This is a genomic window from Actinoplanes palleronii, assembly GCF_016862315.1.
GTDB lineage: Bacteria > Actinomycetota > Actinomycetes > Mycobacteriales > Micromonosporaceae > Actinoplanes > Actinoplanes palleronii.
On the sequence record NZ_BOMS01000014.1, the window covers coordinates 194880 to 210856 of the forward strand.

Genomic DNA, 15977 nt, shown 5'->3' on the forward strand with positions numbered 1-15977 from the left:
GATGACTGATCGGGTGGACACCGAGCCGGTCTACTTCGGTCGGCTGCGTCCCGGAGACGCGCTCTCCGATCCGTCCTGGGTCCTTCGGCGCACGACCTCGGAGGTCGGGTCGGTCGACGAGATTCTTGGCCGTGACGGAGAGTGGCAAACGTCGGACATGCTGGCCCGCACTGAGCGCGGCGAGTTGCCGGGCACGCTGGAACTGCTGGGCCCGTTGTTGCCGTCCGCACTGGCGAGCGTGGCGCAGCGGCGGTTCCGGGCGGTGCGGCGGGCGCTGGATCGCCAGCAGTCGGGTGACTGCCTGCTTCGGGTGGCGGTGCCGGGAACCGGCTCCGCGTATCAGCGGCTCGACGACGAGGCACGAGCGGAGACGGTGGCCTTTCTTGCCGGGGCACCGCTGGTGGTTTCCACGGCAGACGGCGATTTTCGTACGGATGGAATGTGGGTCTGGCCGGAGTCGATCGCGCAGCAGGTGCTAGCCACCGGAGATCCGCCCGAGGACGAGTTCTTCTTCCATATCCATGAGCGCGCGTTCTGCTTTCCGGAAGAGGTGTTGCCCGGTGTGATCGATCGGGCCCGCGGGCTGCTAGAGATGGCTGCTGCCGGTGTGGGATCCGGGCGGGTTCAGGAGGCCAGCGTGCCTGGGCGGGAGCCGCCGCCGACTCGGGCGGAGCGGTTGCGGGCTCTGGGTGCCTGGCACGCCGAGTGGCAGGCGAAACATGCCGGCAGCACGCCGTTCCGTCCGGAGCGCTATCCCGGTGACTCCGACTACAACCAGCACTACGTCGACGTGGAGGCGTCGCCGGAGGCGGACTGGGAGTACACCGTGCGGGCTCGCGAAATCATGGGTCTCGACCCGGAGACCGGTCAGCCGCTCGACCTGTAAAGCGACCAGTATCGATAGGGTGGTGGGTGTGAAGGAGCGGACGGCCGACGCCCTGGTGAGGACGCCTGCTGCAGGGATCCGCGGCGGCCGGGAGTGGGAGGACTGCCGGGCCCGGCGGTTTGGTGGGCTTTGCTGGGAACGCTTCGGAGGTCGGCGTGACCGGGAGTGATGGCTGGGTGCCGGCCAATGAGGTGGAAGAAGCCATGGTGCTGGCCGCGGTGGCCGATGAACGGGCTACCTATTTTCAGCTGATCGCGGTTGCTGACCTGTACCTGCCGCAGCTCACCGGGGACCCGTCGGCCGAGCAGCGGTTTGTCACCGTGCATGCGTTCGGGCATGTGTTCCTGCCGGTGTTCACGTCGGTGGAGGCGCTGGGGCGGCGGTTCGGGCACGCCGTCGACGGGTACACCGTCACCAGCTTCGCCGAGCTGCGGCGCAAGTGGCCGGATCCGGACTGGCGGCTCGCGGTCAACCCCGGTACGCCGATCGACGCCTATCTACCGGTGGAGAGCCTTGCCGACGCCGCGGTCGGTGACCTCACCGTCCCGGTCCTGGGTGAACTGGTCACCGCGGCCGGTGAGGCGGTGGCCGTGGAGGACGAGCTGCGCGCCCGGCAGGCGGCCGGCCACTACCCGGACCCGGACGCGGCGCTGGCGACCGCCGCGCGGGCCGGTGACGTGTACGGCTTCATGGAACGGCTGCTCGACGCGACGGTGCTGGTGCCGACCACCCGGCCGGTCGAGTTCGAGGAGATCGCGGAGCCGGGCTTCCCGTGGAGACCAGCATCAGAAACAAAGATCCAGGTGTTCACCTCCCTCGAGTCGCTGCTGGCCAGCCACCCGGCTCCCCCTCCGTACGCTGAATTGAATTTCTCCTTCGTGGTGGCCTGCTGGCCGGAGGGTTTCGTGATGGCGATCGACCCGGACGGGGAGCACCCGCTGGAGTTCGGGCCGGAGCAGGTGCCTTGGCTGTTCGGATTCGGTCAGGCGGAGGAGCCGGAATGAACCGGCGGGTGGCGATCGTGCTGGCCGTGGGGCTGCTCGGGGTGGCCGCCCCGGCACCGGCGCTCGCGGCCGACTGCGCGACCCCGACCGACGTCGCGACCACGGCGTGGCCCCGGGCGATGCTCGACATCGACGCGGTCAGCGCGTTCACCAGGGGCGGCGGCGTCACCGTCGCGGTCCTTGCCACCGGCGTCCGGGGAGATCACCGGCAGCTCGCCGGCCGGGTGCTGACCGGGGTCGACGCGGTCGGCGGGGGAGCGGCCGCGAACACCGACTGCACCGGCGTCGGCACCCAGGTGGCCGGCGTGATCGCGGCCGCTCCGTCGGACGACAGCCCGGTCAGCGGGCTCGCCGCCCGGGCCACGATCCTGCCGGTGCGCGTGGTGCCGGACGCCGGCTCGGCGGAGAACACCGCCACACCCGCGGCGCTGGCCCGCGGGATCGACCTGGCCCGGCAGAACGGCGCCGACGTGATCGTCGTGGCGGTTCCGGCCTATCAGGACAGTCGCGAGCTGCGAGCCGCCGTCGCGGCGGCGGTCGGCGGTGACGTGCCGGTGATCGCGTCGGTCGGTGATCTGGGCAGCGCTCAGGACGGCAACCCGACGCCGTTCCCGGCCGCCTACCCGGACGTGATCGGGGTCGGCGCGATCGACCAGAACGGTCAGATATCCCCGGCGTCACAGCGCGGGGAGTACGTCGACCTGGTCGCCCCCGGTGTCGCGGTGCCCACCCTGCAGGGCGGGACCGGTTCGGCCCGGGGACTCGTCGAGGCGAGCGGCACGGCGCTGGCCGCCGGTCAGGTGGGTGCGGCGGCGGCGCTGGTCCGGAACCGGTCCGGGCGGATGCCGATCGCCGACCTGACCCGGCTGCTGACCGCGTCGGCCAGCCCGGCGGACACCGGGGACGCGTTCGGCGCCGGAGTGGTCAATCCGCTGGCGGCGGTCACCGGGAGGCTCACCGACCAGCGCGGACGGGCCCTGCCGGCGGTGTCGGCGCCGTCCGCGGACCGGGGTGACGCGGAGAACCGGCGGCGGGCCGTGGCGTTCGCCGGCGCGGCCCTGGCCGCCGTCGCGGTGCTGGCGGTGCTGATGGTGACCGTGGCGATCCGGCGGAGCCGGCGGCAGCACTGGCGGCCCGGCATGGCGCCGCCGCTGCCCGAGCACGACGAACCGGTCGAGCCGGGCCCGCCGATCATGCTGCTGGAAAGAAAGCCGTGATCAGGCTGCTGGAAAGAAACCCTGATCAGGCCGAGCACGACGAGCCGGCGCTGCTGCTGGAGAGAAAACCCTGATCAGGCCGGGCGCACAGCGGCTGCCGGGTCCAGGGTGACGCCGCGCGGGATCGCGCTGACCAGCGCGGTCGGTACCTCGGTCGCCGAGGCGGGGGCGTAGCCGAGCCGGCCGAGCGCGTCCGCGTTCGGCACCGCGTGCCGGAGTCCGAGATCGGTCACCACCTGGTAGCCGCCCGAGCCGGGCACCCGGACCAGGGCGAACCGGCCGGCCGGTACCAGGATCGCGTCGGCCAGCGCGCGCCCGCCGTCGGCACCGGCGGTCGGCACTGCCGCGGCGAGCCCGGCTGCCGCCCCGCCCACGGTGATCGACGGCGGGGTGGCGGCCACCCGGGTGATCGCGCAGGCGGTGGTGCCGGCTGCCACTGCGGCCAGCTCCGGCGGGCTTTCCGGCTGGGTGTTGCCGGCGGCCGGTTTCAGCGGTGGAGAGTTGGCGACCACGGAGTTCGGGATGTCCTTCGGCTCGGCCGGGAAACTCGCGTTCAGCACGGTCTGTTGCAGTGGGGTGATGGGCAGCAGACCATTCCGCAGCACCAGGTAGAACTGCTTGCCGTCGACGCCGGCCTTGGCCGACAGCACGTCACCGTTGGCGAAGCCTTCCACGTCGTCGGAGGGCTCGCCCCGGTTCTGCACCTGCAGGGGCGCGATGTCCGTGCCGGCCGGCAGGGCGTTCAGCCAGGCGATGCCGACCGGGATCGGGTCGACCGCGCCGAACAGGGCCGGAAGGGTGGTCCGGGCGTCCCGGATCCGATGCTTGCGGCCGTGCCACACGAGCTGGCTGTCCCCGTCGGTCACCAGCAGGCCGCGTTCGCCCAGGTCGGTGCCGCCAGGGCCGGCCGAGCCGACGAGCAGCGCGGACGCCGGGTCGTCGCCCGGCACCACACACATCGTCCAGGGCAGGCCGATCTGCTGACCGGCCGCGGGCAGCGACGCCGGCGCGTTCGGGATGCCGATGGTGACCCCGCGGGGCACACCGGCGAGGGCTTTCGCGGCGATCCGGTAGACGGTCGGGTTGGGCCGCCCGGCGGCGAGCTTGGCCGAGGTGAAGTTCAGCGCCGGATTGAGCCGGCCCTGCAGGTAGACGAAGCTCGCGCCGGACTCCCGCTCGATCACCACCGAGCCGTCGCTCTTCCACTGGTCGGTGCCGACCTTGGTGAGGATGCCGTAGATGCCGAACCCCGCGCCGATCAGCACCGCCACCATCAGGCCGCCGAACAGCGCGCCGATCCCGCGGCGCAGCGGGGACTGCGCCGGGTCGGTCTCGCGCATCACGAACGCCGAGATGACCCGCTGGTTGAGGAACTGGTACGACTGCAACTGATCACGCCGGGACGCCATCGCGCCTCACCCGCCGATCGAGGAGAACAGCCCGCGGATGTCGTCGAACACGCCCATCACCGCGCAGGTCAGCGGGATCAACGCCATGATCGCGAGCACGTCCAGCAGGTCGGCGGCCCGGCCCAGGTACGGCGACGGCGGGCGCTGGCTGTAGACCACCGCGGCGGCCAGCGCGACCGCACCGGCCAGCAGCGCGGCGGCCAGCAGCAGCAGCCCCGGGATCACGTCGCCGAGGACCGCGCCGATGCCCAGCTCGGCCAGCCCGGCGACGCCCGCCACCAGCAGCGGGCCGCGCTGCTGAGGGGTGGCCAGCAGCCGGGCGCGCAGCAGCAGCGCGGTCGTGCCGGCCACGATCAGCAGCACAGTGGACGTGTCCGGGCCGGTCAGGCCCAGATAGAGGATCGCCACGACACTGCTGAACGCGGCGGCCAGCAGCAGGCCGGTGAGCACCTCGTCGGCCCGGACCACGGCGGTGAAGACGTCCGCCCGGCGCGGCATCGGCTTGTCCTTGAGGATGTCCTCGGCCCGGTTGGGCAGCTCCGGGAACGGCAGCCGGCCGATCCAGCTGGCCAGCACCGGATAGCCCGGCAGCAGGCCGATCGCGGCGGTCAGCGCGACCGCGGCGGCGCCCTCGCCCGATGTCCCGGCGAGGGTGAGCAGCGCGGCCAGCAGGCCGGTCAGCGCGATCGCGATGCCGGCCACGAACAGCCGGGGCAGCCCGGCCACCCCGGCGTGGCCCAGCACGCTGAGCACCAGCAGCACCGCCGAACCGAGCAGCAGAGCGGGCGCGCCGACGCCGAACAGGGCCGGGTCGGTGGCGCCGGCCAGCCAGGCGCCGCCGAAGAACGCGTAGGGCAGGCCGCTCGCGGCGACCACGGCACCGGCACCCGCGTCGGTGAACGCGCGCGACAGCAGGATGCCGGCCACCGCCAGACCCAGCGCGACGGCCAGCGCGACGATCGCCGCGATGCTCCGGGCCGGGCCGCTGATCGCCAGACCGAGCAGGCCGACCAGCAGGGCCACGGTGAAGACCGCCAGGCCACAGCGGCGCGTCGCGGCGGCACCCCAGGACCGTCCGGCGCGTCGCGCGCCGCTCGCGATCACTTCGACCACATCGTCGTACGCCAGCTCCGGCCAGTCCTCCCGGGCCGGCTTGAGGTGCAGCAGCTCGCCGTCCCGCACACCCTGGGCGGCCAGATTGCGCTGCGGTTCGAGAGCGGCGCCGGTGGCTCGCCGCAGCACCCAGCCGCCGTTGCGCTCGGCCGGTTCGCCCAGCGCGCCCTCGGCGTGCCGGAGCAGATGTGGCAGCAGTTCGCCGACGAGCATGTTGTCCGGCAGGGCGATGTCCATCCGGCGGGTCGGCGCGGCGATTGTCACGCGGGCGAGGCTGGGGCCACCCGGTGCAGTCACGCGGTCACCTCCTGTATGGAACCGGCGCCACCAAACTAGCAGGGGGCACACCCGAATTCGCCCCCGTGAATGCACCCGGATGGGGTTGCCGCGCCGGGTGAAGCCCTGCTTCTCTTGCGGTAGGACCCGATTCGGACGGCGATGGGGAGGCCCGGCGTGACCGTGACCATCGTGAAGCGCCCGCCACGCCGCCCGGCGCCCCTGATGCCCTCCGGCGAGGTGCTGCTCGACCCGCCGCCGGAGATCCCGCCACCGGCCGGCAAGGGCTGGACCAGGATGCTCATGGTGCTGCCGATGGGCGCCGGCGCGGCGGCGATGGGCCTGATGATGGGGGTGCAGCGCGGCGGCCCGCTGACCTACGTGGCCGGCGCGATGTACGGCGTCTCCGTCCTCGGCATGATCGCGATGATGGCGACGAACACCTCGGGCCCGGGCAAGCGCGAGATGATCGAGTCCCGCCGGCAGTACCTCCGCCACCTCTCCCAGCTGCGGGCCCAGCTGCGCACCACGATCCGCCAGCAGCGCGAGGCGCTGTATTACCGCAATCCGGACCCGGCGACACTGTGGACGTTCGCCGACAGCGGCCGGCTCTGGGAGCGGCGCCGCAACGACGCCGACTTCACCGTGGTCCGGATCGCGGTCGGTGTCCAGGAGGTGGCGACCCGGCTGATCCCGCCGCAGACCAAACCGGTGGACGAGCTGGAGCCGCTCTGCGCGATGGCGCTGCGCAAGTTCGTCAACACCTACTCGGTGGTGCCGGACCTGCCGGTCTCGGTGGCGCTGCGGGACTTCTCGCACATCTACCTGCGCGGCGCCGACGCCGCGGTGCAGGACTTCTGCCGGGCACTGGCCGCGCAGATCGTCACGTTCCACGCCCCCGACGACCTGCGTCTCGGCGTCTGCGTGCCGGATCATCAGCGGGCCCGGTGGGAGTGGGCGAAATGGCTGCCGCACGCCCAGCACCCGGACAAGACCGACGCGGTCGGCCCGGTCCGGCTGGTCGCGCCGAGCGTGCCGGCGCTCGAGGCGATGCTCGACGACGTGCTGGTCAACCGGCCGCGGTTCGACCCGTCCGGCCCGGCGCCCGGCGGCCCGCACGTCGTGGTGATCATCGACGGCGGGTCGACGGCCGGTTCTGATCACCTGATGACCGAGGGCGGCGTCGCCGGGGTGACCATCCTCGACCTGTCCGTCCCGCCGCCCCGGCTGCTCGACGACAGCTCGGTGGTGCTGGAGATCGCCGCGGACGGCACGGTCACCGGCACCACGATGGACGGTTCCACCGAGGTCGGCCGGGCCGACGCGCTCGGGGCGGCAGCGATCGAGGTGCTCTCCCGCGAGCTGGCGCCGCTACGGCTGTCCGCCGCGACGTTCGGCGACCAGCCCGCCATCTCCCAGGACATGGGGCTGGCCGAGCTGCTGGAACAGGACGACCCCTATCAAGTGGACCTGGAGACGCTCTGGGCCGGCCGGCCCAACCGGGACCGGCTGCGGGTACCGATCGGCATCGGCGTCGACGGCCGGCCGGTCGAGCTGGACCTCAAGGAGTCCGCACAGGACGGGATGGGCCCGCACGGCCTGCTGATCGGAGCGACCGGCTCCGGCAAGTCCGAGCTGCTGCGCACGCTGGTGGTCGGGCTGGCGCTCACCCACAACCCGGAGATCCTCAACTTCGTGCTCGTCGACTACAAGGGCGGCGCGACCTTCGCCTCGCTCGACCGGCTGCCGCACACCGCCGCGATGATCACCAACCTGCAGGACGAGCAGCCGCTCGTCGACCGGATGCTCGGGGCCATCCAGGGTGAGCTGACCCGGCGGCAGGAGCTGCTGCGCAAGGCCGGCAACTACGCCTCGGCGCGCGACTACGAACGGGCCCGGGCGGCCGGGGTGCCCCTCGCCCCGCTGCCCAGCCTCGTGGTGATCGTCGACGAGTTCTCCGAGCTGCTCGCCGACCGGCCGGACTTCATCGACATGTTCGTCCAGATCGGCCGGGTGGGCCGGTCGCTCGGCATCCACCTGCTGCTCGCCTCGCAGAAACTCGAGGAGGGGCGGCTGCGCGGGCTGGAGTCACACCTGTCGTACCGGATCGGTCTGCGCACGTTCTCGTCGATGGAGAGCCGGGCGGTGCTCGGCGTGCCGGACGCCTACGAGCTGCCGCACCACCCGGGGCACGGCTACCTGCGAGCCGGCACCGACGGGCTGGTGCGGTTGAAGGCGGCCTACGTGTCCGGCGCGGTCCGCCGGGAGGGCATCGTGGCGGCCGGCGGCACCCGGGCGGGCAGCCCGATCCGGGACTTCAGCACGTACTGGTCCGCGCCGCTGCAGGACGAGCGGCCGGAACCGGAGGGCGAAGGCCAGGAGGTCGAGGAGAAGGTTCAGGGCGACACCCTGATGGACGTGCTGGCCCGGCAGATGGAGGGCCGCGGCGCCCCGGCGCACGAGGTGTGGCTGCCCCCGCTCGACAAGGCGCCCACCCTGGGCCAGATGCTGCCGCCGGTGATCTCGATGCCGGACCGCGGGCTGATGGTCGACGCGGCCGAGCGGTTCGGCTCGGTGCACGCCCTGGTCGGTGTCGTCGACAAGCCGTTCGACCAGCGCCGTGATCCGATGTGGCTGGACCTCTCCGGCGCGTCCGGCAACCTGCTGGTGGTCGGCGGCTCGCAGTCCGGCAAGTCAAACCTGCTGCGCACCCTGATCACCAGCCTCGCACTCACCCACACCCCGCGTGAGGTGCAGTTCTACGGCCTCGACTTCGGTGGTGGCCCGATCAGTGCGCTCACCGACCTGCCGCATGTCGGCGGGATGGCGACCCGCCGCGACACCGATCGGGTCCGGCGCACGATCGCCGAGGTGCACGGGCTGATGCGGGGCCGGGAGGACCTGTTCGCCCAGCAGAACGTGGAGGGCATGGCGGCCTACCGGCGGGCCCGCGCGCAGGGCCGGTTCGCCGAGGACCCGTTCGGCGACGTGTTCCTGGTGATCGACGGCTGGTCGACGCTGCGGGCCGAGTTCGAGGACCTCGAGCCGACGGTCAACGAGCTGGCCAACCGGGGTCTCGGGTTCGGCGTGCACGTGGTCGCCGCGACCAACCGGTGGATGGACGTCCGCCCGCAGGTCCGCGACGTGTTCGGCACCCGGATCGAGCTGCGCCTCGGCGAGCCCGCCGACTCGCTGATCAACCGCCGGGAGGCGGTGAACGTGCCGGAGCAGTCACCGGGTCACGGCCTCACCCCGGAGGGGCACCACTTCCTCACCGCGCTGCCCCGGATCGACCGCGAGCAGCGCGCCGACGACCTGTCCACCGCGGTCGCCGAGCTGGTCAAGCACGCCACCGAGCACTGGACCGGCCCGCCCGCCCCCAAGGTCCGGCTGCTGCCGCTCGAGCTGCCGTTCGAGGCGCTGCCGCCGGCGCGCGGCCCGGTCGTCCCGATCGGGATCGCCGAGGCCGACCTGCAGCCGGTCTGGCTGGACTTCGACGCGGAGCCGCACGTGCTGCTCTTCGGCGACATCGAGAGCGGTAAGAGCTCGTTCCTGCGCAGCCTGGCCACGTCGATCGTGGCCGGCAACAGCCCGTCCGAGGCCCGGGTCCTCCTCGTCGACCTGCGGCGCAGCCTGCTCGGCTGCGTCCCGGCCGAGAACACCATCGGTTATGGCACGTCGCATCAGGTGACCGCGGATCTGATCAGCCAGATCACCGTGGTGATGCGCGAGCGGCTGCCCGGTCCCGACGTCACCCCGGAGATGCTCAACAACCGCAGCTGGTGGAAGGGCCCGCAGCTGTATGTCCTGGTCGACGACTACGACCTGGTCGCCGCGGCCGCGCAGAACCCGCTGCTGCCCCTGCTGGAATTCCTGCCGCAGGCCCGCGACATCGGCCTGCACCTGGTGCTCACCCGCCGGATCGGCGGCGCGGCCCGGGCCATGTTCGACCCGGTCATCGGCCGGATCCGGGAGCTCGCCTCGCCCGGCCTGATGATGTCCGGCCCCCGCGAGGAAGGTCCACTGTTCGGCACGATCAAACCGCAGACGCTGCCACCGGGCCGAGCCTGGATGGTCACCCGAAAACACGGCGCGCGGTTGGTCCAGCTCGCTTGGACACCACCGGTCCGCTGACAAACCCCCATTTTGTACGGATACCGAGCGCCCGTCCGTAGGCTACGAGCCGCGTCCCGTGGTGGTCTCGCGCGAGGTCGCGGCCCACTGCGGACCGCGGCGCGGTTGCGGGTCCCGGCTGGGCCACCGGGGTGTCTCCGCGACGCGGAGACACCCCGGTGAGCCAGCAGAAGTCCGGGGCACGGCCGGGCCTCAGGTGTCCCGCGCGGCGGCGGGTCCCGGCGGACCGCGCGGGGCAGACGTCCGTGGTGGGTCAGCGGCGGGGCAGGCCGATGAACTGCTGCTCGGTGGGGGTCTGGCCGAGGAACAGGTACCGGTCGGTGCCCTCGCCGATCAGCGCGAGCATGTCGTCCGCCATGAACTGCAGGAACTGTCCACTGTGCGGCCGCAGCTTCAGCGTCGACGTTGCCAGCGCGGCCTCGTCGCCCCCGAGCCGTTGCAGCAGTGTCAGCTGGGCGTCCTGCAGCGCGGCCAGCCCGGGCCGGTCCAGTTGGCGCAGAATGGTCAGCTGGGTCCGCCACGGTCCCAGCGGCGGTGCGGTGGCCGGGCCGGTCAGGCCCAGGTCGTAGACCGCGAGGGTGGGCATCTGCGCGGTGCCGGTGAGCGCTGCGCCCTGATCGCTGCTGTGCACGGTGAGCCGGTTGTACTGGCCGGTCGCGCGTTCACCGAAGCCGGCCCAGGCCCGCGGCTCGGTGGTCACCACGATCACCCGGGCGCCCAGTGCGAACGCCCGGAAGATCAGCAACTGTGCCGCCCACACTCCGCCGACCAGGGCGATGCGCACCGGCTCGGGTGCGAACAGGTGCAGCGGCACCGGGGTGTTCTGCCGGTCCCGGCCGAGGATCAGCCCGGCGCCGGCCGACGGGGTCACGGTCACCCGGCGCAGCGTCTTCCGGGAGATCGCGTGCCAGCCGATGTGTAGCGGCGAGGTCTTCCCGGACGGCCCGGTGCGCGTGTCGTCGTCCTCCTCGGGCGGCTCGTCCGGCGGTGAGTCGTCCTGCGGGCCGTACGCGGGCTGCGCCGCGGCGAGCGCCCGGCTCTGCGCGCCGGCCGGCGGGGCGTCGGCCGGTTGCGGCGCGCCCAGCCGGCGCCCGGTCACGTCAACGGTGTCCTGCCGCGCCCCCAGCTGTGCCGGAACCTGAACCGCCCGCCCCGGCGCGACCTGCCCTGGCAACGCGGCCTGCGCCGGCGGGATCTGTCCTTGTGGCGCGGTCTGCCCCGGCGCGAACGGTCCTTGTGGCACGGTTTCTCCGTGCGGGATTTGTCCTTGTGGCGCGGTCTGCGCCTGCGGGAACTGTCCCTGCGGTGCGGCCTGGCCCGGCGTGAATGGTCCCCGCGGCGCGGTTTGTGCAGGTGGGAATGGTCCTTGTGGCGCGGTTGGGGTCGGCAGGAACTGTCCGGGCGTCGCGGCTGGTCCCGGCGGCGGGGGCTGTGCCGGGCGGAATTGACCCGGCGCGGCGAGCTGTCCCGGTGGGAACTGCGCCTGCCGGGGCGGGAACGGCCCCAGCGGCGGTGCCTGCGGCTGCGGCGCACCAGGCGGGGCCTGCGAGTGTGGCGCACCAGGCGGAGCCTGCGGCTGCGGCGGACCAGGCGGGCCGGGCTGCTGGGGGGCTGGCTGTTGCGGGGTCTGCGGCTGGTCGTCTGCGGCGTCCTGTGGCGGGTTCGGCCGCCAGGGGTCCTCCCGGTCCGGATGGCTCATCCCGCTCCGCCTCCCGTCGGTGCTGTGGCGAAGACGGCCGGGCCGTGCTCGCCGTCCAGCGGCTGCAACTCGGCGCCGACCCGGCGCACGCCCTCCACCAGCACCCGGTCCAGCGCGTCCAGGTCGGCGTCGGGCCGGGTGGCCAGCCGGACGAACGCGCGCACCGCCACGTCGTCACCGTCGGCGGCGGCGTTCAGCACCAGCGCCACGCTGGTCTGCGCGGCCGGCGCGGTGGCCGCCCAGGCGAACAGCGACCCGATCTCACCGGCCGACGTCGGCCAGGTCTTCACCCAGTACGTCCGGTGCACCAGCCGGGCCGACCGCCAGTGCGTCCACTCCTCGTCGACCTGGGAGCCCTCGGCCAGCGAACCCGCCTCGACGTCGCAGGACCGGGCCAGCACGGCCAGCAGCTCACCGGCGTCCAGCACCCGGCAGTCGATGCCGACCCGGCGCAGGCTGGTCGCCACCTTGCGCCCCAGGCCGGCGACCAGTGCGGCCGCGGCCTCCAGGTCGGCGGTGTGGTCGTAGAGCGCTTCGGCCAGGACCCGGGCGTCCACCCGGACGCTGATCGTGGACTCGCGGTGCGCCGGGACCGGTGCCGGGCTGAGCGTCTCGACCAGCTGACGGTACGACGACCCGGCCGGTGACGACGCGTGCACGTCCGGGCTCGGAGCCGGCACGGTGTGCGTGACCAGCTCCAGCACCACACCCGGCTGCTCGGTCGCGGCCAGCACGCTGACCAGCGCGTCCAGCGGGATCGGCGCGGCGTCGTGGTGCATCGGGGCAGCCGGGGACAGCGCGACGACGCTGAACCAGCCGGCTTCGTCCTTGGCGACTCCCGCTCGTACCCCATCGTGGGCCTCGATGTCGCGGACCGTGAGTCCGGGAGCGATCGTGCGCAGCGCGGCCAGAACCGGACCGGAACCGGTCGCCAACCTGGCGGCGCGGCGACGGGCATGGTGGCGGGCGATCTGGCGGTGCTCCAGCCACCAGCGGCCTCGCTGCCGGGCGAAGAAGACCACGATCAGGGTGAGCCCGAGACCACCGGCGATCAGCGCGGGCAGCGGACCCTGCAGCGCGGCCGCGACGGTGGCCAGCACGGACAGCTCGGCGACCACGATCTGGGTGAGGCTCAGCGGACCGACCTGGCCGCGGCGCGGGATCGCGCGGACCCCGGCGTCGGCGGCCGCGTCGGCCTGGCTCGCGGCGATCTGCCGGGGCGTGGCGGCGGACGCCTGCGGCACGCCGGACGCGGGCACCGGAACGCTGCCGCGGGCCTGGGCACCGACCCGGCGCAGCGGCGTGGCGGCGGCGGTGGCGTGCGCCTGCGGGGGAGTGACGACGTGCGGGGGGATGCCGGGCGGTGACGGCGCGGCGGCACCGTACGCCTGCCCCGGTTGACCTTCGCCAGGATTCACCGCTCGCCTCCCCACGCGCCCGGTAGCGATCCCACTCTATGTCCTGGAGCGGCCGGCTCAGCGGGTCGCGGCCAACAGATCCTCGAGGACCAGCGCGGTCAGATCGTCCCGGCTGGGCATCCGGCCCAGGGCCCGCAGCCGTCCGGCCTGCGCCTTGCGCATCCCCTCGAGCAGCTTGCGGGCCTCCCGCGCGTTGCCGAAGTTGCGGTCCCGCTCGATCTGCGAGAAGTGCTCGTGCAGCGCCTCGGCGAGACCGGGGGCGAACACGTAGTCGTCGTTCTCGGCGATCCGGCTGGCGATCAGCACCAGCTCGTCCGGACCGTAGTTCTCGAATTCCATGGTCTTGGCGAACCGGGAGGCCAGACCGGAGTTGGCGTCCAGGAAGTCGAGCATCTCCCGGGTGTACCCGGCGACGATCACCGCGACCTGGTCCCGGTGGTCCTCCATCAGCTTGACCAGGGTGTCGATCGCCTCCTGGCCGAAGTCGGCGCTGGCCCCGCCGGCCCGGGACAGCGTGTACGCCTCGTCGATGAACAGCACGCCACCCATCGCCTCCTCGAACACCGAGGTGGTCTTCTCCGCGGTGTGCCCGATGTACTGGCCGACCAGGTCACGCCGGGACACCTCGCGGAACCGCCCGTCCGGCAGCACCCCGAGCGCCTTGAGCAGGCGGCCGTAGACCCGGGCGACAGTGGTCTTACCGGTGCCCGGAGCCCCCGTGAAGATCAGGTGGTGGCTGGCCGCGCCGACCGAGAGCCCGGCGCTGCGCCGCCACTCGTTCACCTGGATCTCGTCGATCAGCGCCCGGACCTCGTCCTTCACCCCGATCAGGCCGATCATCGCGTCGAGCTCGGCGAGCAGCCGCTCCACCTCGGCGGCGTCCTGACCGGAACCGGCCAGGGGTGCCGGGTTGCTCTCCTTGAGCGTCACGGTGGCCTGTGCCCCCGTGCCGAGGCTGACCTTCGGCTCGGCGGTGTCCTCGACCCGGCACTGCTCGACGACGACCCTGGTGCAGCCGGGCCCGATCACGATGCCGGAGCCGGTCGTCTGGTGGACGAAGGTCTCCCGGATGTGCGGCGAGCTGCCACTGGCGATCACGATTCCGGCGTCGCGGGTGCCGGAGACGTCGCAGTGTTCGATGGTGGGCCGGCTGGACTGATAGATGTAGATTCCGCGGCCGTCACACCCGGCGATCGTGGTCCTGCGGATCACCGGGTTGGCGCCGAGCCCGACGACCACCCCGTCGTGCACCTCGCGGATCTCGCAGGTTTCCACCGTGCCGCTGGAGCCGGAGTAGACCAGGCCGGTGTGGCCACGCTGGACCTGGACCCCGGTGGCGTCGACCGTGGAGTTGTCGGTGGCCTGCAGACCGTCGCCCCGCTCGGCGGAGAGCCGGCACTTGTGGACGGTCAGACGGGCGTTCGTCGCGGTGATCGCGTGATGATGCTCGCCGGACGTCAGGTCCAGCCCCTCGGCGGTGACCTCACCGCCGAGGACGGCCAGCGCCGGCCCGTCCAGGCCGGTGGCGTCCACGACCACGGTGCCCGGCTCGCCGGTGCCCCGCAGCGTGAGACGACGTCCGTGCAGCTCGATGCGTTCCCGGTAGGTCCCCGGGGCGATGGTGACGACCGCGCCGTCCGGCGCGACCTCCAACGCGTCGCGGATGGTGGGGTAGGTGCCGGGGACCGCCAGGATGCTGGACACGGAGCTACTCCTTACGCCCGTTCACGCTCCCGGTGGCGGGGGCCACCGGGAAGGAGCGGCGGCGTCAGCGCGGGCGTTGCTGCCGCATGCCCTTGCCGCCGGGCCGCATGTTCTTCGGGATCGCGCCCTTCGGCATCTGCGGCCGGGCCATCAGCGCGCCGAGCCGCTTGTCCAGCGCGTTCACGTCCTTGCCGGTGAGGTTGCGGGGCAGCCGCAGCATGGTGGTGCGCAGCTTGCGGACCGGGAGTTGACCCTCTTCGGTGCCGATCACGTAGTCGTAGAGCGGCGCGTTGCCGATCACCTTCGACAGGCGCTTCTTCTCCTGGCCGAGCAGGGCGCGGACCCGCTGCGGGTTGCCCTCGGCCAGCAGGATCACGCCGGGCCGGCCGATCACGACGTGCACCATGTCGAACTGGGTGGTCGAGCTGGCCGCCGGGCGGACCCGCCAGTCACCACGCATGTTCTCCATCAGCGAGGCGGCGGCGCCGGGCTGGCCCTCCGCCACGTTCATCATCGCCGCGTTCGAGCGCAGGTTCAGCACGATCAGCACGGCCAGCAGCGTGACCAGCACACCGACCGGGATCCACAGCAGTCCCCAACCCAGAAGCACCGCCATCACGGTCAGCGCGACCGGGATCAACACCGCTGCGGCGACCAGTGGGACGAACCACTTGTCCTGCTTCGCGGTGAACGTGAACACCTGGCCGATCTGCTTCAGGCGCTCGACGAACGACACCTTCTCCTGGGGTTTTGCCATAGCCGGAAAGTGTAGTGGGACTCAGGTACCTTACGGCGGCCCGGGCACCCGGACACGTCGTAGTAAGGCAGTGCCGGCCCCGGATATCGGGCGGCGTACCCATGCCCGGGGTCCGCCTTCGCGCGAAGAGTCGATGTCAGCAGGAAGACGACACGACTCGCAAGGAGCGCGGAGATGATCCCCGAGATCAATTTGAGCCTGGCCCACCTGCACGCCGACGAGCTGCGCCGGGAGGCCGACGCCTACCGGCGCGCCCGGGAAGCCGCCGGTGGACGGCCGCACCGGTCCTGGCGGCTGTTCGCCCGGCGGCCCCGTCCGGTGTGCCGACCGGCATGATCGGTCTGAATGTTCTGCCGGACC

Annotated in this window: 11 protein-coding genes; 5 read left to right on the plus strand and 6 right to left on the minus strand. The window is 72.7% G+C overall.

Annotated features, from left to right (window positions below):
• The first annotated feature begins 1 nt into the window (after position 1).
• From Apa02nite_RS50860 to Apa02nite_RS04715, 3 genes are all read left to right on the plus strand, one after another.
• Positions 2–886, plus strand: a complete 885-nt coding sequence (locus tag Apa02nite_RS50860; RefSeq protein WP_239164124.1) for a hypothetical protein — start codon at positions 2–4, stop codon at positions 884–886.
• A 155-nt stretch (positions 887–1041) separates the two neighbouring features.
• A complete protein-coding gene (locus tag Apa02nite_RS04710) occupies positions 1042–1890 on the plus strand; it encodes an SseB family protein (RefSeq protein ID WP_203823982.1) in 849 nt (282 codons plus the stop codon).
• Positions 1887–3107: a S8 family serine peptidase gene (locus Apa02nite_RS04715; RefSeq protein ID WP_203823983.1), complete on the plus strand. Its 1221-nt coding sequence runs from the start codon at positions 1887–1889 to the stop codon at positions 3105–3107. The genes Apa02nite_RS04710 and Apa02nite_RS04715 overlap by 4 nt, the downstream gene beginning before the upstream one ends.
• A gap of 74 nt (positions 3108–3181) precedes the next feature.
• Here Apa02nite_RS04715 and eccB read toward each other — a convergent pair whose 3' ends face one another.
• On the minus strand, positions 3182–4516 hold the full coding sequence (gene eccB / locus Apa02nite_RS04720) for a type VII secretion protein EccB (protein WP_203823984.1): 1335 nt from the start codon (positions 4514–4516) through the stop codon (positions 3182–3184).
• Positions 4517–4522: 6 nt separating this feature from the next.
• The gene (eccD, locus tag Apa02nite_RS04725; protein ID WP_239164125.1) at positions 4523–5893 is read right to left on the minus strand and encodes a type VII secretion integral membrane protein EccD; all 1371 of its coding nucleotides are present in this window, start codon (positions 5891–5893) and stop codon (positions 4523–4525) included.
• A gap of 189 nt (positions 5894–6082) precedes the next feature.
• Between eccD and eccCa the strand changes: the two genes are divergently transcribed.
• On the plus strand, positions 6083–10039 hold the full coding sequence (eccCa, locus tag Apa02nite_RS04730; RefSeq protein ID WP_203823986.1) for a type VII secretion protein EccCa: 3957 nt from the start codon (positions 6083–6085) through the stop codon (positions 10037–10039).
• A gap of 253 nt (positions 10040–10292) precedes the next feature.
• Here the strand turns inward: eccCa and Apa02nite_RS04735 are convergent, their stop codons facing one another.
• The 4 genes from Apa02nite_RS04735 to Apa02nite_RS04750 form a co-directional block, all read right to left on the minus strand.
• Entirely contained in the window at positions 10293–11282 is a 990-nt protein-coding gene (locus Apa02nite_RS04735) for a hypothetical protein (protein ID WP_203823987.1), read from the minus strand.
• A gap of 452 nt (positions 11283–11734) precedes the next feature.
• Positions 11735–13156 (minus strand): type VII secretion protein EccE, encoded by a 1422-nt coding sequence (locus Apa02nite_RS04740; RefSeq protein ID WP_203823988.1) that lies wholly within the window; start codon positions 13154–13156, stop codon positions 11735–11737.
• 57 nt (positions 13157–13213) lie between these two features.
• Positions 13214–14860, minus strand: coding sequence for a right-handed parallel beta-helix repeat-containing protein (locus Apa02nite_RS04745; protein WP_203823989.1), 1647 nt, complete (start codon positions 14858–14860; stop codon positions 13214–13216).
• Positions 14861–14924: 64 nt separating this feature from the next.
• On the minus strand, positions 14925–15617 hold the full coding sequence (locus tag Apa02nite_RS04750) for a DUF4191 domain-containing protein (protein WP_203823990.1): 693 nt from the start codon (positions 15615–15617) through the stop codon (positions 14925–14927).
• A gap of 174 nt (positions 15618–15791) precedes the next feature.
• On the opposite strand from Apa02nite_RS04750, the gene Apa02nite_RS04755 reads away from it, so the two are divergent.
• Positions 15792–15953, plus strand: a complete 162-nt coding sequence (locus Apa02nite_RS04755; RefSeq protein ID WP_203823991.1) for a hypothetical protein — start codon at positions 15792–15794, stop codon at positions 15951–15953.
• Positions 15954–15977 lie beyond the last annotated feature (24 nt).